This window comes from Nesterenkonia alba DSM 19423, from assembly GCF_000421745.1.
Taxonomy (GTDB): domain Bacteria; phylum Actinomycetota; class Actinomycetes; order Actinomycetales; family Micrococcaceae; genus Nesterenkonia; species Nesterenkonia alba.
The window spans coordinates 195,304-213,977 of the sequence record NZ_ATXP01000001.1 but is presented as its reverse complement, the minus strand read 5'-3'; the positions used below and the strand labels follow the sequence as shown (position 1 = coordinate 213,977).

Sequence of the window (18,674 nt, the reverse complement as noted above, 5' to 3'; positions counted from 1 at the left end):
TGCTCGGCGTGAGGGACGGGTACTGCGTATTAGACTCGCACCATGGTGCCAGAGGTGGCTGTGCTCTTGCTGGGGGCCTCGATCGTGGGCCCGCTCATCATCGCTGCGGCGGTGCTCGCCCTCGTAGGGGCCGGGGCAGTCTGGCTCGCCGGAGGCCAGCGACGCTCAGCACGGATCCGCGCCGGCTGGCAGCGGCAGCAGGTGGAAGCCGCCCAACAGCCCGAGGCGGAACGGGATCCGCTGGATGAGCTGAGCACCGATGAGCTGCGTCTGCGGGCCGGTTCGGTTCTCGTGGCCGCAGATAATGCGGTCTCCTCCTCGGAGCAGGAGTTGCTCTTCGCCCAGGCCTCCTACGGTGAGGAGCGGATCAAACCCTTCCAGCAGGATCTCGAAGAAGCCACACGCCACCTGCGCCAGTCGTTTTCCCTCCAGCAACAGGCTGACCAGACCCCACAAGACCAACAGGATGAGATCCGTGATCTCTACAAGCGCATCATCCACCACTGTGAGCAACTCGATCAGACGCTGACTGCGCATCAGGAGGAATTCGAGGGGCTGCGCAGCCTGGAGCGGGATCCCACTCCGGCCCTGGAACAGTTGCAGACCCGGATCGATGAGTTCAGCCGGCGTCGTCGTACCGCTGAGGACGCGCTGGAGACCATGGCGCAGAAGTACGACGACGACGCCCTCGCCCAGTATCGGGACAATCTCACCCAATCTCAGCGGGCCCTTGAATCCGCTGAGCAGGAACATCGTCGTGCCGCCGAGGCGGTGCAGGCCGGCGATACTGCCGCGGCGGTGGTGGCGCTGCATTCCGGGGAGCAGGCCGCCGCCGATGTCCAGCGGCTGGTGGAGTCCATGGAGCAGACCGAAGACCGGCTGGCCCAGGCACGGAAGAACATCGAGATCGGGATCACCCAGACCGAGCAGGACATCGCCCAAGCCAAGGCGCTGCGCACCGGTACCCATCGGGAGGAGTTGGCCGGCCCGATCGCCGCGGCCGAGCAGGCCGTCGCCCAGGTGCGCGATGTCCTGCAGACCCAGGAACGCATCGACCCCTTACGCGTGCTGCATTCTCTGGAGATCGCCCACCGGGAGTTGGACGAACCGCTGAACGCCATCCGGGATCAGCAGGCCAAGGACCGCCGCGCCCGGGAGGTGCTCGACCACGAGCTCGTCTCCGCCCGCAATCAGGTCGAATCCGCTGCCGACTATCTGCGAGCCCGCCGGTACGGGATCTCCGCCACCGCCCGGACCCGGATGGCCGAGGCGCAACGCTGCCTGGCCGAGGCCCACGAGCGGGCAGAGGGTGAACCTGCCCGTGCCCTGGACTACGCCCAGCAGGCCGGTCAGTTGGCCGCCCAGGCGGCCCAGATCGCCCAGCGGGAAATCGCCGAGGGCAATCTGGCGCACGGTGGGCAGGTCGTCATCGGCGGTGGCCACTACGGCACCGGTGGTGGCTTCGGTGGGATGGGATACGGGTATGGCTATGGGCGCCGTCCCGGTGGCTACGGCATGGGTCGGGCCGCCCGTACCGGCATGCGGATGGGCCGGATGGCACACCGCGGACGGCGGTTCTAATCCGTGCATGCTGTCACAGCAGGAGGAAATCTCCCCCTAGGGACTGATGCGATGTCCACCTCAGTGACTAGTATCGGAGGGGTGATCGTCCGTACGCCGTCGACGCCCCTGTAAGGAAAGGTGATCACCGTGACGAAGCAGTCCATTTTCGGACGGATGTCCCAGTTGATTCGCGCCAATGTCAACGCGATGCTGGACCGTGCCGAAGACCCGGAGAAGATGCTGGATCAGATGATCCGGGACTTCACCAACAACATCCGTGAAGCAGAAGAGGCAGTCGCCCAAACCATCGGCAATCTGCGGATGATGGAGGACGACTACAAAGAGGATCTGGACACCGCCCGTTCCTGGGGGCAGAAGGCACTGGCGGCATCCCGCAAGGCCGATGAGTTCCGGGCCGAGGGTCATGAGCAGGATGCTCAGAAATTCGACAATCTCGCCAAGGTTGCCATTCAGCGTCAGATCGATGCGGAGAACTCCGCGAAGAACGCTGAGCCAACCATTCAGTCCCAGCGGGAGATCGTCGAGCGGCTGCGCACCGGTTTGGAGCAGATGAAGACCAAGCGTCAGCAACTGATCTCCAAACGGGATGAGCTAGTGGCCCGCTCCAAGGCGGCTCACGCCCAGTCTCAGGTGCACGACGCCGTCAAAGCCATTGACATCATGGACCCCACCTCGGAGGTGGGTCGCTTTGAGGAGAAGATCCGCCGGGAGGAGGCCCGGGTCCGGGGACAGAACGAACTGGCCGCCTCCTCCCTGGACTCTCAGTTCGAGCAGCTTGAGGACCTCGGCGAACAGGCTGAGGTCGAAGCCCGGCTGGCTGCCCTGCGTGGCGGGGCCTCCGAGCCTGCAGCCATTGGCACCGGGAGCGAGTCCTCCTCCGGAGTAACTGAGGCTGACTTCGCCAACCTAGAAACCGAAAAAGATAAAAGTTGAAAGTCAAAGGAGACTGTCGTGTCATTTGAAGGACGAGTAGCCCTCATCACCGGTGCCGGATCCGGCATCGGTGCCGCCTGCGCCAAGGATCTCGCTTCTCGCGGAGCCAAAGTGGTCGTTTCAGACATTTCCGCTGATTCGGCTCAGCATGTGGTCGAGGAGATCACTGCCGCCGGTGGTGAGGCGGCGTCCTTCGTGGCGGACAGCTCCACTCCGGAGGGTAACGAAGGTGCCGTGAATTTCGCCGTGGAGACCTACGGCAAGCTGAACTATGCGGTGAACAACGCCGGTATCGGCGGCAACCCGGCCCCCGCCGGGGAAGTGGACTTAGACGACTGGCTGCGGGTTATCAACATCAACCTCAACGGCGTGCTCTACGGAATGCGGTATCAGATCCCGGCCATGCTGCAGGCCGGTGCCTCCGAAAGCGCCATTGTCAACATGGCCTCCATCCACGGCTCGGTGGCCGCCCCCGGCAACGGAGCCTACACCGCATCCAAACACGGAGTGGTGGGGCTGACCAAGAACGCAGCGGCGGAGTACGGCGCGCAGGGGCTGCGCATCAACTCCATCGGCCCTGGTTACATCTGGACCCCGCTGCTGGAGAACAACCTGGACGAGCAGACCATCGAGGTGCTGAAGACCAAGCACCCGCTGGGCAGGCTGGGGACCTCGGAAGAAGTTGCTTCCCTGACCCGGTTCCTGCTCTCGGATGAGGCCTCTTTCATCACCGGGTCTTACCACCTGGTTGATGGCGGTTACACCGCAGTGTGATCCGCCTTCCAGCGGGCCTGTAGCCCCCGCCGGAAATCTGAGATAATGGGGAGCTGAACTGTTCAGCTCCCCATTATCTGTACCCAACGCATTTGCAACGAGGAGACTCCACCTGTGACCACGACCCAGCACTCCAACGGCACCCCGGAAACCGGTGCCACGGCAGTCAACACCGGCCTGGCCCACATGCTCAAGGGCGGGGTCATCATGGACGTGGTGACCCCCGACCAGGCGAAGATCGCTGAGCAGGCCGGTGCGGTGGCAGTCATGGCACTTGAGCGCGTTCCCGCTGATATCCGGGCCACCGGAGGTGTCGCCCGGATGAGCGACCCGGATTTGATCGCCGGAATCATCGATGCCGTCTCTATTCCCGTGATGGCCAAGGCCCGGATCGGCCACTTCGTGGAGGCACAGGTGCTCGAGCACCTGAAAGTGGACTACATCGACGAGTCCGAGGTCCTCTCCCCGGCTGATTATGTCCACCACATCGACAAGTCGAAGTTCAAAGTGCCGTTTGTGTGCGGGGCCACGAACCTGGGTGAAGCGCTGCGGCGGATCACCGAAGGCGCCTCCATGATTCGCTCCAAGGGTGAGGCCGGTACCGGCGATGTCTCCGAGGCGATGAAGCACATCCGCACCATCAATGCGGAGATCGCTCGTCTGAGCGCGCTCAATGAGGACGAACTCTATGTGGCGGCCAAGGAACTGCAGGCCCCCTATGACCTGGTCAAGCAGGTCGCCAAGGACGGCCGCCTGCCTGTGGTGCTGTTCGTTGCCGGTGGAGTAGCCACGCCGGCCGATGCGGCGATGATGATGCAAATGGGTGCTGACGGCGTTTTCGTCGGCTCTGGCATCTTCAAGTCTGGCAATCCGGCCGCACGTGCCGAGGCCATCGTGAAGGCCACGACGTATTACGACGACCCAGCTGTCATCGCTGAAGTTTCGCGGGGTCTCGGCGAGGCGATGGTGGGTCTCAACGTCGCTGATGTGCCGGCTCCGCACCGGCTGGCTGAACGCGGCTGGTGACCGCCGCGCCACAGATCGGTGTGCTCGCACTGCAGGGCGCGGTCGCCGAGCACGAACGGTCACTGCGCTCAGTGGGGGCGCAGGTCCGTACGGTCCGCCGCCCTGCGGAGCTGGAGGGTCTCGATGGGCTGGTCATCCCCGGCGGGGAGTCCACCGCCATGGCCCGGCTAGCGGCACCGGTGGGTCTGATGCCCGCGATTCGCGCCCGCCACGAGGAAGGCATGGCCCTCTTCGGCACCTGCGCCGGGCTCATCCTCACCGCGAATACCGTCTCTGACGCTGAGGCCCTTCAGGGGTATGACCGCATTGGCGGACTCGATGTCGTTGTGCGGCGGAACGCCTATGGCAGCCAACTGGATTCCTTCACCACGGATCTCGACGTCGCCGGACTCGCCGAACCGCTTCCGGCGGTGTTCATCCGAGCTCCGATCATCGAGGAGGTCCTTGACGGCGTCGAGGTACTTGCCGAGGCGGCGGGGCATCCGGTGGCCGTCCGGCAGGGCCGGATCTTGGGCGCCAGCTTCCACTCTGAGCTCACCAGAGATGCTCGTTTACACCAATTGTTCACCGAACTTGCCCGCTGAGGGACGTTTCTCTGGCATGATGTGGTGCCGATAAGCCTTCGGCACAGCACCGACCCATAGGGGAACCATGACTCAGGGACCAAGCGAGGACGAACTCCGGCGCCGCGCGGCGGACCCCGCCACGTCTCAGCGAGAGCTCTACCTGCTGGCAGCGGACCACCCGGAGGTGCGCCCGCTCATTGCGGAGAACCCGAATACCTACCAGGGCCTGCTTGACTGGCTGGCCAAGCAGGGAGATCCGCGGGTTGATGCCGCACTGGCACGCCGTCACGGCACCGGTGACACCGACGAGCCCACCGCGTTTATTCCCCCACAGCCTCCCCCGGGCGACAATCCCACTCGTCCGCTCTCGGCCGCACAACGGGAGCAGGAATTCGGCGCGGTACGGCAGGGGCAGGACTCCTCGGACTTCTTCGATCGGGTCTACTCGGCGGGCCCCCACCAGCCCACGCCGCAGCAGCCGGCTGATGAGGGCTACTACCCCGCACCCCCTCCGGTGGCCGAGTATCCGCAGCAGCAGTGGGTGCAGACCGAACCAGAGCGCTCGGAGCGCCGCGGCGGCGGGGCAGCGGGATTCTGCGTCATCCTCCTGATGCTTGTGCTGCTGCTGGCCGCAGGGCTGGCCGCGGTGTATTTCCTGCTCCTCGGCGGCGGTGACGACGAGCCCGAGCCGGCACCGGTACCCGAGGAAGTCGAAGAGCCCCAGGATGAGGCCGAAGAAGACCAGCAGCCGGAAGATTCCCCCGAGCCCTCTCCTGAGGACGAGGAGGAGGACGGCGAGGCCCGCCCCGCCCCGGATGATGCCCGCCAGATCGGTGGGTTCTCCACTCCCACGGGCAATATTCACTGCCAGTTCGGCGGCGGCACGGTCAGCTGCACCATCGAGGACTATGACTTCGATGGACCGGATGGCTGCGATGACCCGGTGACCCTGCATGTGGATGCCTCCGGGGCCACCGAGATGACCTGTGGGGCGGAGGTCAGTCAGCAGGGCACAGTGCTGGACTATGACGAAGCAGCCACAGAAGGCGACTTCGCCTGTGTGTCACAGTTCACCGGCACCGAGTGCTGGTCGACCGAACACGGGGATGGTTTCCACATCTCCCGTGGGGAGTACGACCTCTACAGCTGGGATTAGCTGCAGCCGCTGGTGTCACACGAAGAAGAAGCTCACCAGCAGCACGATTCCGAGGATCGCAGCAAGCACCACGGCAACGATCCCCACGATGGATGAGGTGTTAGCACCTCGGCCTGCTGGGGCATTGCCAGCTGGTCCGGGCGGGGTGGACATCCCGTCGACGCCAGGATCATGGGAGGCCTGGCCTGCGGGCCCAGTGGGTTGTGCAGGGGTCTCCGGGTAGTTCTGCGGGCCGGGTTCAGCAGCTGGTTCACGCAGTCCGGCGTCCTCGGCGGGCTCCGGTTCGGTGCGGTCGGGGTCCTGACTCATGACAAGTTCCTCTCTTGTCTCGCGGTCCTGACCAGCCTATGCATTCCGCCTGGACAGCTCCTGTCAGTGGGTCAGCGTCCTAGATCATCCCCAAGGGGGATTCGGTGAAGATGTCAGGTCCGTAGTGTCACGGGGTACACACTCCGCTGAATTGGAAGGCCCACGCCCATGACTACAGAACCCCTTGGGGAACGCCAGGCCTTCATCTGGCAGCGGATCGAGAATACGGCGCTCGCCGTGGGGATCCTGCTGGTAGTCATCGCCTTAGGCGAGCTGTGGTGGGTGCTGTTCGCAGCATTCCTCGCGTTTGACCTCTCGGCACTGGGGTATCTGCTCGGCCAGCGGGCCGGGGCCTTCTGTTACAACCTGGTGCACAACTACACGGCACCAGCGATGCTGCTGACCATCTGGGCGGGGCTGCGGCTGGTCGAGATCGAGGCCGGATGGCTGGCGCTGGTGGCAGCATGCTGGGCTTTCCACGTGGCGGTGGACCGTGCCCTGGGCTACGGACTGAAGCTGGGCCCCTTCCGTCACACTCACCTCGGCACTATTGGCCGGGATCATCACTGACGGGTCATTCGTCAGAGCTGAGTGGGCAAGCGCTTAAGGCGCCAGGGGGTCACAGGTCGTTAGGCCGAGGTGTTGGGCCACGGTTTTCATGGTGGCGTCGTGCGTGACTATGGTCAGCGGAAGGCCTGAGAGTTTCGCTGCGGCGAGGTGGATGGCGTCCAGCGTTGTGATGTGAGGTTCGATGCCGGCGGTGAAGGGGCGCTCGCAGAGCCGGTGGGGTCAGAGACCGGGGTCCTGCAGACCCTCTAGGGCGTTAAGTCCCAGGAAGAGCCCCAGCAGGAACAGAATCAGAGCAATAGTGCCATTGGCGTGCCGACTCAAGAAGCTTTCCAGCGCGGCTAGAGGACGCTCCAGCAGGCGGTGAGCAACCACCCGGCCGAGTAGCAACACCAGCGCCGGGGAGATCATCACCGCGCAGTAGAACAAGATCATCAGCACGGATCCGGGAAGTTCCGGCGCAGCAGTCGAGACCAGTCCGATGCCCGCCAGATACGGAATCAGTGTGGCAATCTCCAGGCCCACTGCCGCCAAAGCCAACGCCAACAGGGCCCCTAAACCACCTTGGGCGCCCTCACCTACAGCTCGGTTGCGGAACCGACCCACCCGGTCCGCAGTGCCCCGGGCTGCCTCGCGCCGACGTTTCTTCTCTTTGCCTGCCTCTGTCCAGGGGTCCAACCGCATGCTGTACCAGATCAGTACTGCGGCCAGAGCAGCCTGACCGATGAGGAACGGCTGGGACTGTTGTGCAGCGCTGACCGAAGAGAGCACCTGGTCCCCATAGAGCAGCAGTCCGGCCAGCAGCACCACGCCGATCACCGCATACGCTCCCGCGACCACACCCAGATACATCACAAGTCGTGCCGCCCGCAGCCGGCCTGGCGCCATCAGCAGCCACACCGGGATCAGCAGGGTCCCGAAGCTGGTGGAGTCGATCAACGCCAGCACTGCCAGGATTCCCAGCAGAGCCCAGGGACCGTCTGCGCCGTCACCGAGCAGTGCGGTGATGTCCAGTTCCGTCATGGACTCGATCCTGGCGCCTGCACGAGGTGTGCGCATCGGCTAAAGGATGGAAACCATCAGACGATTCTGGCTCGTCCTCCCTCTTTCGACGGAGGCTGTCACCACCAAGACTGTGGTCGAATAGCGGTGTGGACCGCAACTACCGCGCTCATCTGCAGACTGCCGCCTACCTGGCCTTGGGTGTAGCAGCAGTTCTGGTGGGCTGGGCCGGCCCTACTGATCTGCCCTGGTGGCAGTGGCTTCCCGGGGACCCCCAGCCTTGGTGGCACGTGGTGACCTTGGGTGCCATGGGTGCGGCAATGCTATTGAAGGTCCAGCGCCCCACCTTCGCCCTCCTGCTCGGTGGTCTGTGTGTCCTGATGGACCTCAGTTTCGGCTTCAGCGTGGGAATTCTGATCTGTTTGACGGATCTCATCTACAACCACGGAATCCGAGCACCGGCTGACCGGGCTAAGGCGTCTGAAAGACTCCTCGGCGGCGTTGTTCTTCTGCTCGCAGGTGGGGCGGTGCTCATCGACTCGCTGTTCACCGCAGTGAATGTCGGGCTGTTGGCTCTTGCAGTGCTCATGGTTCCGGCCTGGTGGGCCGGTGAGGTGCGGCGTGGCTATCCCTCATTCGTGGAGGACCGCATCAGGCAGCGGTTGGAACAGGAGCAGCATGCGGAGGTGGTCGCACAGCAGGAACGCAGGCGCAGAAGCGCCGTGGATCGGGAACGACGCCGGATGGCCCGAGAACTTCATGACGTGGTCTCCTCCCACGTGGCATCCATTGCCCTGACCTCCGGTGCGGTGTTGAATGCCGAACCGGATGCCGAGCGTGACCGACGAGCACTGCGCACGATCCGCGAGACCAGTCTCAGCGCCATGGATGAGCTGCGCCAGATGGTTCAAGTGCTGCGGGGTCAAGGACAGGACGACGACGACGCCACGGGCCTCCTCACCGAAACCACCTGGGATCAGGTACTTCAGCGGGCCAGAAACGGCGGTTTGGATGTAGACGTTCATGGCCACCCCCCTGCAGACCTGACTCCAACAGAACGCGGAGTAGTGCTGCGCATTCTGCAGGAAGCGCTGACCAACGCCCACCGTCACGGCGCAAACACAGCGGAGGTTCGCCTCAGAGCCACGCCGCGAAAGCTGGAACTGACGGTCGACTCACCACCCAGAGAAGATGCGGAAGAACCCACGGTGACAGGGAGCGGGACCGGGATCATCGCCATGCAGGAGAGAGCGCGAAGCCTCAACGGAACAGTGACAGCGAGAGCACATCAGGGGCTGTGGCGGGTTCAAGCCGAGATCCCGCTGGCCCGCACCAGCCAGACACCTCAGAAGGATTCAGAGTGAACTGCAAGCCGGACGACGCGGCAGCGGCGGCGCCCATTACGGTGTTGCTCGCCGATGACCATTCCAGTGTGCGGGCGGGCCTGCGGCTGCTCCTGGAGACAGCGGCAGGTATTGAGGTGATCGGTGAGGCCGCAGATGGGCAGGCTGCTGTGCATCAGGTGATGGCCCTGCAACCCGATGTGGTGCTGATGGACGCCCGGATGCCAGGCACCGATGGAATCGTCGCGACTCGGCGCATCGTCTCAGCGGGAGAAACGCAGGTGCTCATGCTGACCACGTTTGACCTGGACGAGGTGGTCTTCGGTGCGCTGCGCGCCGGAGCTGCCGGGTTCCTGCTGAAGTCCGCTGAACCCGGTGACCTGATTACTGCCATCCGTCGGGTAGCTGCCGGGGACAGCGTCGTGACTCCTGAAGTGACCCGTAAGGTGTTGGATACCTTCGTCAGAGACACATCTGCACAGCAACCCGACCAGACCCTCACCCCTGAGGGAGACCTGGCCGAACTGACTCCACGGGAACGTGAAGTACTCACCGCTTTAGGACGGGGGTTGAGTAATGCGCAGATCGCCGCGGAACTGTTCATCACTGAAGCAACCGTGAAGTCGCATGTCTCCAGTGTGCTGGCCAAGTTGCACCTGAGTTCACGGATGCAGGCGGCGGTCCTGGCCCGCAGCCACCAACAGCAGGGCCGCTGACCCCCGCAAGAGCCCAACCGCCTGGGCCGATAACCCCTATAACCCGGGGTCTGTATCAGGAGGGGTTATAGGAACAAATGTGTGTCTACACCATCACCTCGCAAGGATCTTCTTCATTTCGTTTCCTCCTCTATCAGGTGATGGTGGACATTGAATTTTTGAGCAAAGGCATGAGCTCGGGCCCGGGCCCGGTGCATAAGCACCCCGATGAGCACCAGACCGGATACGGCGATCAGATCCATAGCGGTGCGGGGAAAGTTCACCCACATGCCAAGAGCCAAAGCTGCCGCCCATAGGAGACCGATCACCACTACCGCTCGTAGATGGCCATCTACGTGGGCGTGGCTTGCCCGCCATACCTGGTCTGTACGCGTGGTCTCCTCTGTGGCCAGCCCCATCCGCATCTGCGGAGTCATCCAATTTCGTTGCACCGCTGTACGCATGAACAAGGTGAACCCAGCCAGCGACAGGTAACCCACGAGGGGGGCGATGAAGATCATCTAATGCTCCTCTCCGGCGGATGACCCTTAATGCACGCTGAACACTGAGTTGTGAACACCATAACGACGGCTATGTTTCGTGAACACGACCGGGGCAAATCGGGACCCGAATGTGAACTCGGTCGGCTCCAGTCACCATGTCGCACGCGCTTCAGTCTCTATCCGCTCTACTACGGCGATCGAACTACTGCTGTCTCAGGTGAGTTACCCCACATCAAAAGCAGACTTGTTACTCATGTTAGCCGTGCCTAAACACCGTGTGACCTGGTGTTTCGGAAGACAGCTCCCCTGCCGACAACTACGGATTCAAACCGCAGGGCGCCCGCCCGTGAAGCATCGTCCCCTCCCTGGTGGAGGCGTGTTCTCCCCCATGCCTTTCGGTGACCGACCGGTCACCTCCCCACTGTTGGGGGTTATAGGCCAAAATGTGTGTACAGAACGGCTGGGGATCGTTGATATAGCAGGGAAGTAGAGGGCTGAACATGCTTTGAAAGCATGTTCAGTGACTAATCCCCGGAATCACCCCACACTGAAGCGATTCCCCGCCCCTGATGTGGTGGTCACCGATGGTGGTCGAGGACTACGTGCTGCGATGGACCAGCACTGGCCGGCAACGAGGATTCAGCGGTGTTACTTCCATATCCGAGCAGCCGTTCGTAAGCACACCACCTTGAACCCCCGGCTGGAGGCAGGCCAAGAGATCCTTGAGCTGACCAAGGGCCTTATGCAGGTATGGGACCTTGATGCCGCTGCGAAGTGGATGGGTGCCTACGCCTCTTGGGAAGCGAAATGGGAGTCCTTCCTGAAACAACGCACCTACGCCAAGAAAGGACTGGAGCGGCCCGCCTGGGCCAAACCGAACCAACAGTGGTGGTACACCCATATCCGGCTGCGCAGAGTCCAGGGCCTCTACCGGCAACTCATCAGGGATGACTCCCTGTTTACCTGGCTGGGGGAGGACTACTGCGACGGTGCGGCCCGCACCGTGGAACGAGTGACCTCACGGCTGGAGGGTGGGCCCAATAACGCGATCAAGCACCTGCTACGCCACCACCGGGGCATGACCGAGGACCACGCCCGCAAGGCAGTCGACTGGCTGCTGAACAGCCTCACAGAACATCCACACGACCCATGGACCCTGGCACAGCGACACCTGAAACAGGCGCAGAGAACAGCACGTCCGAAGAGGGTCGAGGAGGAACCACTTGGCCCGGAGACCTACGGCACCGAAGCTACCGCTGAAGAAGGACTCTGGGCCCGTTCAGGCTGGGCAGGACGGGGATGACACGCCCGGACCATACACACATTTGTTCCGATAACCCTAACCCGGGGTCTGTGTCAGGGGGTCTGAGGGAAAGGGAAAGGGAAAGGGCCGCCGACTGGAGAAAAACTCCTCGTCAGCGGCCCTTCATCGTTGCGGGGGCAAGATTTGAACTTGCGACCTCCGGGTTATGAGCCCGGCGAGCTACCGAACTGCTCCACCCCGCGCCGTTGGGCAACAATGCCCTCTGCCCGTTTCCGGGCCTTGTCTATCTTACATGCAGGTGAACGGCGGACAAAATCACGGTCACGTGGTCGCCCAGCGCACCGGGCGACCACGTGCCGCAGAAAACCTCAGTCCTCCTGCTCCTCCTGGAGCTCGACCATCTGCTCCAGCACGGCGTCAAGCTCTTCCTGAGCCTCGCCATAAGCGGCCCAGTCGCCATCTTCCAGAGCCTGCTGAGCTTCATTCATCAGCTCGCGGGCCTGCTGAGCCAACTCGTAGAGATCACCGTCGAACTCGGTGGGAGCCGGAGTCGGGGCCTCGGCCTCCTCGGTCTCTTCCGGTTCGTCGTCTTCCTCGTCCTCGACCGTGGCTTCTTCGGTCTCGTCCGGGTCGATGTCGACCTCGTCCTCGACGGCTTCGGCATCAACCCCAGCCCCTTCGGCCGCCTCAACACCGGCGTCACCGTCGAAGATCATATCGAGCGCTTCCTGCAGGGTGTCCCCGTAGCCGACTTCCTCACCGAAGGCGACCAGCACCATCCGCAGGGCCGGATAGGCGGCGTCAGTACCGGCCGACTGCACATACACCGGCTGGACGTTGAGGATGCCGTCGCCGGCGGGGATCGAGAGCATATTGCCTCGGATCACATTCGACCCACCGATCTCCAGCACATTGAGCTGCTGGGCGACCTGGGAGTGAGCGTCGAAGTTCGCCTGAGTCTGGCCCGGGCCGGGGATCGCGGTGTCACGCGGCAGCTCAAGCAACCGCATCTGACCGTAGTCCTCGTTCTTCACTCCGTCCTCACCGGTGCCGGCGTCACCGCTGGCGGCAAGGAAACCGTAGAGTACGTTGCGCTGCTGCCCGTCAGCCTCAGTGGCGGGGATGAACGTGGAGGTCAACTGGAAGGTGGCCTCCTCCTGCTCGGGCATCTGCAGGGTCATGTAGTACGGCGGCTGAGCCACGCCGTCCCCACTGGTGGGGTCAGAGGGCACAGACCACGCGTCATTGCCCTCATAGAACGTGCCGGCGTCGTCGACGTGGTACTCGGTCAGCAGCTCACGTTGGACTCGGAACATGTCCTCGGGATAGCGGACATGGTCCAGCAGTTCGGCGCTCATCTCCTCATAAGACTGCAATGACTCCGGGAAGACGTTCTCCCAGGTCTTCAGGATGGGGTCTTCATCATCCCAGGCGTAGAGGTCTACCGAACCGTCGTAGGCATCCACAGTGGCTTTGACCGAGTTGCGGATGTAGTTGACCTGCCCAGTCAGCTGGGGACCACCTTGGGTCAGCGCGTCAGTGGTTGCCGACTCCAGCTGCTGCTGAGTGGAGTAGGGGAAAGCGTTGGAGGTCGTGTAACCCTCTACGATCCATTTCACCCGCCCGTCAACAATGGCCGGGTAAATGTTCTGGTCGACCTCCAGGAAAGGTGCGACCTTCTCCACACGCTCCCGAGGGTGGCGGTCGTAGAGGATCTGGGACTCCTCGTTCATGTCACCGGACAGGAGGATCTCGGGGGACTGGAACTGCAAAGCGTAGACCAGTCGGTTGAACATGTTGCCCACGGAAGGGCCACCGTCACCGCTGAAGGTGTACTGAGCATCCTCGCCGTCGTCGGCCTCACCATCGCCCTCGTCGTCTTCAGTGACCTGGGTGGCCGGGCGGTCCAGCTCCATGGGAGAGGCACCTTCCGGCGCACCAACGATGGAGTACTGCGGGGAGTTCTCACCGAAGTAGATCCGCGGCTCGTAGTCCTCGTCACTGGCCAGCTCACCAGTGGTGGGCATGCCGTGCAGAGTGAACTGGGGCCGGCCCTCCGGGGTGACAGTATTCGCGTTCGCAGCGACCAACCCGTACCCGTGGGTGTAGATCAGGTGCTCGTTGACCCAGGAGCCCTCCGGGGCGTTGACCTCACGGGCAGCGATGACGGTGTCGCGGGTCTCGCCGTCGATCTCGTAGCGGTCAAAGCTCAAGGTGTCCGGGAACCGGTAATAGGGACGGAACTGCTGGAACTGCCGGTAAGCAGCGGAGACCAGGTTGGGGTCCAGCAGACGGATGTTCTCGATGTTGTGGGTGTCATCGGCCAGCGCACCCTCTTCAGCCTGCGGCACCGCGTTGTAGTTCTGCTTCTCGATGTCGTTCAGCCCATAGGCGTAACTGGTGTGCTCCATATTGCGCTGGATGTAGTCCCGCTCGAGGCTCTGCTCGGTGGGTCCCACCTGGTACTCCTGAACCAGGAACGGCACGATCCCAGAACCGACGACGGCAGTGACCACCAGCATGGCCGTTCCGATCACCGAGAACCGCCAGCGGGCCGTAATCGCAGTAAGAATAAATGCCAAGGCCACGATGACTGCGGCGATGGCCAAGATGGTCTGCGCAGGGATGACCGCATTGACGTCGGTGTACATGGCACCGGCCCAGTTACCGCCCTGGTCCTGCAAAGTGGCGTACCGGTTAAGCCACCAGTTGATGCCCTGCAACAGCAGGAAGACCGCAGCGGCCACCGCAATGTGCCAACGGGCCGCCTTCTCCACGACGAACTTGCCAGTGGATTCGATGCGGATATTGCCGAACAGGTAGTGGCAGAGGATGCCTGCGATCCCAGCGACAAGCACCGCGGAGATCAAAAAGCCGGTGATAAAGCCCAAAAAGGGCAGAGTGAAGACGTAGAAGGCGTAGTCCAGGCCGAACTCCGGGTCGGTGTCGCCGAAGGGCTCCTGGTGGAAGAACATCAACACCCCGTCCCAGTTGGCCTGGGCGGCGGTGCCAGCGAACAATCCCAGCAGCACCGGCAGTCCGAACAGCAGCAAGCGCCGCATGGACGTCAGCGACTTCTGGTAGCGGGCGACATTGTCATCCAGCTGCGGGCCGGCACGTTCGGGTCGGGCACGGAAGGCGAACCACAGACTCGTAAAGACCAGCAGCCCCATGACCAGAAACGCCGCAGCGAAGACGGCTAGCCGGGTCAGGCGCTCGGTCCAGAACACCTCTGAGAAACCGAGGTGGGAGTACCACATGATCTCCGCGTAGAACCCGGAGAAGACCACGAAGGCCGCCAGCAGAGCCACAATGATGATGATGGTGATGAGCAGGGCTGAGGGCCGCCGGAAACCACCGCTGGGACGTGGCCCTGCGGGTTCAGAGGGACCTCCTCCCCCGCCGGGGCCGCGCGGGGTGTCATCGCCGCCGGGCCCGCCTGGGCCGGGGCCGAAGATCCCGCCGCCGAAGGGGTTCTGGGAGCCGAATCCCGGGTTGGAGCTCACGCGTTCGTCCTTAATCTCTGTTTGTCACTCATCAAGGGGCGACCGCTTCTATGCGGTCTTCAGCTGCCGCAGGCCGGCAGCTGTTCAAGGTATTCGGTGTCGCCGTCCCGGACGGCTTCGACGACGCTGACCGCCTCGTCGACGTCGTCGACTCCGTAGACGTCAAGTCCGTCTACACGTCTGCCCTCCAGCTCACCACAGTTCTGCCGCGGGGCCAAAAAGTACTCTGCCCCTTCGTCCCGCGCACCGACGATCTTCTGAGGAATCCCGCCGATTGGCCCGACCGTGCCATCCGGGTCGACGGTGCCAGTACCGGCCCAGTGCTCCCCGCCGGTCAGTGACTCCTCTGTCATCGTGTCGATGATGCCCAGGGCGAACATCAGACCCGCTGAGGGGCCGCCGACGTTCTCCGAGAGCCGGATATCGATGCCGTAGGGGAAGTCGAACTCACTGCCGAGCAGAATGCCGACGTAGTACTCGCCGTCGGCTTCCTGGTAAGTGGGAACCTCAACGGTGAGCTCTTCGCCGTCACGCAGCACCGTCAATTCTATCGGTTCACCGGCAGCTTCATTGACCGCCGAACGCAGCCCTTCGATACCGGTGATTTCCTCACCTGCGGCGGCGAGGATCTGATCGTCAACGCGGAGTTGATCGGCCACCCCCGCGGCCTCGGCCTCCTCGGTGAAGCCCGCCACAAAAAGGGTCACCGCGTAGTCGATGCCTTGCTGGTCCAGCGCCGCGGCGAAAGCCAGCTCCTGTGAGGAGGTCATCGCCGCCTCATTGCGTTCTCGGACCTCCTGCTCCGTGGTGCCCGAGGGGTAGACCAACTCATGCGGGGTCAGATCTACGGTCGGAGAGATCCAGCCCGAGAGTGCTTCGAAGCCGCTGACGGTCGACGTCGGCGCCCCACTGACGTAGACCGTGGTCAGCGCCAACTGGCCCTCAGTGGGGTAGGTATCCGCCCCGGAGACAGTGATAACCGGTAGTTCCTCGCCGTCTTCACGTTCGATTTCCCCGGTGGTGTCGAAAGTCGGGCCCGGGGACTCCATCAGATAGGGCGCGGGCAAAAAGAGCGCACCGAAGGCCCCCAGGAGTACCACCACACCGGAGACCAGCTGAACCGCCAGCCGTAGCGGCCCAGGACTGCTCACCGGGCGTCCCCGCCGTTGTCCTCCCCGGTGGAGCCGTAGTCGCCGTCGAGCAGCTTCTTCAGCTCATCGTCCATCTCCGCAGAGGCCTGTTCCCGTTGACTACGGCGGGCCTGGAAGCCCTCCGGGTCGTCGAGATCGGCCTCATCGGGCTGAACATCCGGGTGAGACCACACCTCATCGCGGCCGGATACCCCGAGAGTCTCCCGCAGGTGCTTCCATAGCGCGGCAGCGTCCCGCAGCCGGCGGGGCCGCAGCTCCAAGCCAACCAGGGCAGCGAAGGCCTGCTCGGCCGGGCCGCCCGTGGCACGACGCCGGTTCATCGTCTCCCGCAGCCGCTCCAGGGAGGGAAGATGCGCGGCCGCTTGGGAGACGACGTCGTCGACCCACCCTTCCACCAGCGCCAGTGTGGTCTCGATGCGCCGCAGGGCAGCTTCCTGTAAGGGGGTGCGGTCCGCAGTGAAGAGATCCTCCCCGAAGAGCGCCTCGACCGCCTCCGGATCCTGGGGGTTGATATTCGCTGCGGCTTCCTCAATCCGGTCCATGTTGATGTGGATGCCCGCGGCGTACTGGGCGACCGCGTTGAAGAGGTCATCATCCAGCCACGGGGCGTGGGCGAACAACCGAATACGGGCAGCCTCCCGCAGGGCCAGGTAGAGCAGGACTTCTTCATCCTCCACCTGCAGCCCGTCACCGAAGTCACGAATATTGGACGGCACCAGCGCCAAGGATTGCCCGGCCATCGGTAAACCGATATCTGATCCGGAGTGCACCTCACTGGCCAGTTCGCCGATCGCCTGGCCGATCTGGGCTCCGAAGGCAACACCGCCCATCCGTTCCATCATGGTGGCGAACTGTCCCATGGCTTCCGGGGGAAGCATGCCGCGGAGTTCTTCGGGGATACCGGCACCTTCGCCCTCTTCGAGCTGTTGGCGGACCACCTGAGCCATCGCCTTGCCCACCGAGACCGCGACTGGTTCAGTCAGCTGCTTCCACGATTCAAAAGTCTGCTCGATCCACTTCCGCCGGGTCAGCGCCTGACCGATCTGCCCCAGGGCGTCGAAACTGGTGGCCTCGTCGAGCCACATTTCGGCCAACCGCAGCGCAGAGTCCACGTGGTGCTGATCCGAGGGAGTCATCGGGGGGTCATCATCTTGGACCGCTGAGAGGGCAGCCGACATCGTGACATCCCAGTTCACCGCGGATCCCTCGTCGTCACTCTGCATCGCGGAGAACATCGCCTGGACCTGGCCCATGATCTGCTGGAGCATTTGAGGGTCTGCACCCAGGGGTCCGAGCATGCCGGGATCGAAGCCGGGCGGGAAGCCGGGGAACCCGCCGGCCTGGCCGGAGTCGTCATCCTGGGAGGACGAGCTGGAGCGAGGATCACCGGTGAACCCCATGGAAGGGCCACGGGAAGCGGAGGGTTTCTCCTCCTCCGGGGTGTCGTCTGCCTCGGGGTCGGCGTCGTCGTCCGTGTTCCCGAAGGCCTCCCCGAAGAGTCTGCGAAGCATCTCTTCGGGGTCCTGCTCGTTCGGGTTCTCGCCGCTGCGGTCGCCGTTGTCGCTCATAGTGCCCCAGGGTATCGGGCGTGGCTGGGGGTTGGCCCCATCTCGGCGATGCACCGACAGTCCGGCACCGGCTTCACCGGCTCTACGTGGATCACTCCAGAGGTCTGCGCGGTGAGCACCGCCGATTCAGTGGACACCGGCTGACCGGCGTCGATGAGCGCTAGCACTTGGTGGGCCGCGGCCGCGGCGGCGAGGGCCTCCAGCTGCGGTGCGGTGTGTTCCTGCCGGTGCTCAGGCAATAGACCAAGCACCACACAACATTCCGCGCAGAGCGGAGTCCCTGACCCCAGTAGCGGCCCCAGACGAATACCGGAGCCGGTGATGCTCACCACCAGGGTCCGCGTGGCGGTCTCTGCCGCCTGCCGCACCAGGTCCAGATCAGCTGCGCAGACCCCGGTGAGCACGTGGACATCGACCCCTCGGGTTCCCGCTCCGGCAGGGACCTCAGCGGCGGTGGTGCCGGTTTCGGCACTCATCACCGCTGAGCGGACCGCCTCAGCACGGCTGAACCCCACGTGGAGCCGCCGGAATCCGCGTCCGACGTCGGCTTCACAGACTTCGCGTTCATCACGCAGCAACAGCGTGCCCACCTGAGCCTGCGCCAGGTGCTCGGCCAACTGCACGCCCACCGGGTTCAGGGTGTCGATCAGTACAGTGGCCAGGTGACGCCGCGCTGCGGCCACAGCAGTCTCAGCAGAAGGGGGCATCGGTGGTCCTCCTGACGGTC

General features: G+C 63.7%; 17 protein-coding genes and 1 tRNA gene. 10 read left to right on the top strand and 8 right to left on the bottom strand.

The features are described 5' to 3' along the window. The first annotated feature begins 42 nt into the window (after positions 1-42). From H578_RS12295 to H578_RS0100945, 6 genes are all read left to right on the top strand, one after another. Entirely contained in the window at positions 43-1,581 is a 1,539-nt protein-coding gene (locus H578_RS12295; RefSeq protein WP_022871847.1) for a coiled-coil domain-containing protein, read from the top strand. A gap of 129 nt (positions 1,582-1,710) precedes the next feature. After that, on the top strand, positions 1,711-2,517 hold the full coding sequence (locus H578_RS0100965) for a PspA/IM30 family protein (protein ID WP_028463804.1): 807 nt from the start codon (positions 1,711-1,713) through the stop codon (positions 2,515-2,517). A gap of 18 nt (positions 2,518-2,535) precedes the next feature. Continuing rightward, the gene (locus H578_RS0100960; RefSeq protein WP_022871845.1) at positions 2,536-3,291 is read left to right on the top strand and encodes an SDR family NAD(P)-dependent oxidoreductase; all 756 of its coding nucleotides are present in this window, start codon (positions 2,536-2,538) and stop codon (positions 3,289-3,291) included. A gap of 114 nt (positions 3,292-3,405) precedes the next feature. Beyond that, the gene (gene pdxS / locus H578_RS0100955; RefSeq protein WP_022871844.1) at positions 3,406-4,317 is read left to right on the top strand and encodes a pyridoxal 5'-phosphate synthase lyase subunit PdxS; all 912 of its coding nucleotides are present in this window, start codon (positions 3,406-3,408) and stop codon (positions 4,315-4,317) included. Continuing rightward, positions 4,311-4,901, top strand: coding sequence for a pyridoxal 5'-phosphate synthase glutaminase subunit PdxT (pdxT, locus tag H578_RS0100950; RefSeq protein ID WP_211215170.1), 591 nt, complete (start codon positions 4,311-4,313; stop codon positions 4,899-4,901). Before pdxS ends, pdxT begins: the two co-directional genes overlap by 7 nt. A 67-nt stretch (positions 4,902-4,968) precedes the next feature. After that, positions 4,969-6,039 carry a variant leucine-rich repeat-containing protein gene (locus H578_RS0100945; RefSeq protein WP_022871842.1) on the top strand — a complete coding sequence of 357 codons (1,071 nt, stop codon included), beginning with the start codon at positions 4,969-4,971 and terminating at the stop codon, positions 6,037-6,039. A gap of 15 nt (positions 6,040-6,054) precedes the next feature. Here the strand turns inward: H578_RS0100945 and H578_RS0100940 are convergent, their stop codons facing one another. Further along, complete coding sequence (locus H578_RS0100940; RefSeq protein WP_022871841.1) at positions 6,055-6,348, bottom strand: hypothetical protein; 294 nt, start codon at positions 6,346-6,348, stop codon at positions 6,055-6,057. Between the two features lie 168 nt (positions 6,349-6,516). Here H578_RS0100940 and H578_RS0100935 point away from each other — a divergent pair, with 168 nt between their 5' ends. Further along, positions 6,517-6,918 carry a DUF4260 family protein gene (locus H578_RS0100935; protein WP_022871840.1) on the top strand — a complete coding sequence of 134 codons (402 nt, stop codon included), beginning with the start codon at positions 6,517-6,519 and terminating at the stop codon, positions 6,916-6,918. A gap of 219 nt (positions 6,919-7,137) precedes the next feature. Here the strand turns inward: H578_RS0100935 and H578_RS0100930 are convergent, their stop codons facing one another. Further along, complete coding sequence (locus H578_RS0100930; RefSeq protein WP_022871839.1) at positions 7,138-7,938, bottom strand: GAP family protein; 801 nt, start codon at positions 7,936-7,938, stop codon at positions 7,138-7,140. Positions 7,939-8,066: 128 nt separating this feature from the next. Here H578_RS0100930 and H578_RS0100925 point away from each other — a divergent pair, with 128 nt between their 5' ends. Together H578_RS0100925 and H578_RS0100920 are read left to right on the top strand one after the other, a co-directional pair. Next, the gene (locus H578_RS0100925) at positions 8,067-9,281 is read left to right on the top strand and encodes a sensor histidine kinase (protein ID WP_022871838.1); all 1,215 of its coding nucleotides are present in this window, start codon (positions 8,067-8,069) and stop codon (positions 9,279-9,281) included. Continuing rightward, on the top strand, positions 9,278-9,976 hold the full coding sequence (locus H578_RS0100920) for a response regulator (RefSeq protein WP_022871837.1): 699 nt from the start codon (positions 9,278-9,280) through the stop codon (positions 9,974-9,976). Before H578_RS0100925 ends, H578_RS0100920 begins: the two co-directional genes overlap by 4 nt. A 113-nt stretch (positions 9,977-10,089) precedes the next feature. On the opposite strand, the gene H578_RS0100915 is transcribed toward H578_RS0100920, so the two are convergent. Then, positions 10,090-10,476, bottom strand: coding sequence for a hypothetical protein (locus H578_RS0100915; protein WP_022871836.1), 387 nt, complete (start codon positions 10,474-10,476; stop codon positions 10,090-10,092). A 502-nt stretch (positions 10,477-10,978) separates the two neighbouring features. Between H578_RS0100915 and H578_RS12290 the strand changes: the two genes are divergently transcribed. Then, entirely contained in the window at positions 10,979-11,761 is a 783-nt protein-coding gene (locus H578_RS12290) for a transposase (RefSeq protein WP_022871835.1), read from the top strand. A gap of 129 nt (positions 11,762-11,890) precedes the next feature. Here the strand turns inward: H578_RS12290 and H578_RS0100905 are convergent. The 5 genes from H578_RS0100905 to H578_RS0100885 all read right to left on the bottom strand — a co-directional run bounded on the left by H578_RS0100905 (position 11,891) and on the right by H578_RS0100885 (position 18,654). After that, positions 11,891-11,964: transfer RNA gene (locus H578_RS0100905), tRNA-Met, on the bottom strand. A gap of 126 nt (positions 11,965-12,090) precedes the next feature. Further along, the gene (locus H578_RS12285) at positions 12,091-15,228 is read right to left on the bottom strand and encodes a UPF0182 family membrane protein (protein ID WP_022871834.1); all 3,138 of its coding nucleotides are present in this window, start codon (positions 15,226-15,228) and stop codon (positions 12,091-12,093) included. A gap of 59 nt (positions 15,229-15,287) precedes the next feature. Further along, entirely contained in the window at positions 15,288-16,379 is a 1,092-nt protein-coding gene (locus H578_RS12280) for a YlbL family protein (RefSeq protein WP_022871833.1), read from the bottom strand. After that, positions 16,376-17,947, bottom strand: a complete 1,572-nt coding sequence (locus H578_RS12275) for a zinc-dependent metalloprotease (protein WP_022871832.1) — start codon at positions 17,945-17,947, stop codon at positions 16,376-16,378. Before H578_RS12275 ends, H578_RS12280 begins: the two co-directional genes overlap by 4 nt. After that, positions 17,944-18,654 carry a ubiquitin-activating E1 family protein gene (locus tag H578_RS0100885; RefSeq protein WP_022871831.1) on the bottom strand — a complete coding sequence of 237 codons (711 nt, stop codon included), beginning with the start codon at positions 18,652-18,654 and terminating at the stop codon, positions 17,944-17,946. Before H578_RS0100885 ends, H578_RS12275 begins: the two co-directional genes overlap by 4 nt. Between the last annotated feature and the right edge of the window lie 20 nt (positions 18,655-18,674).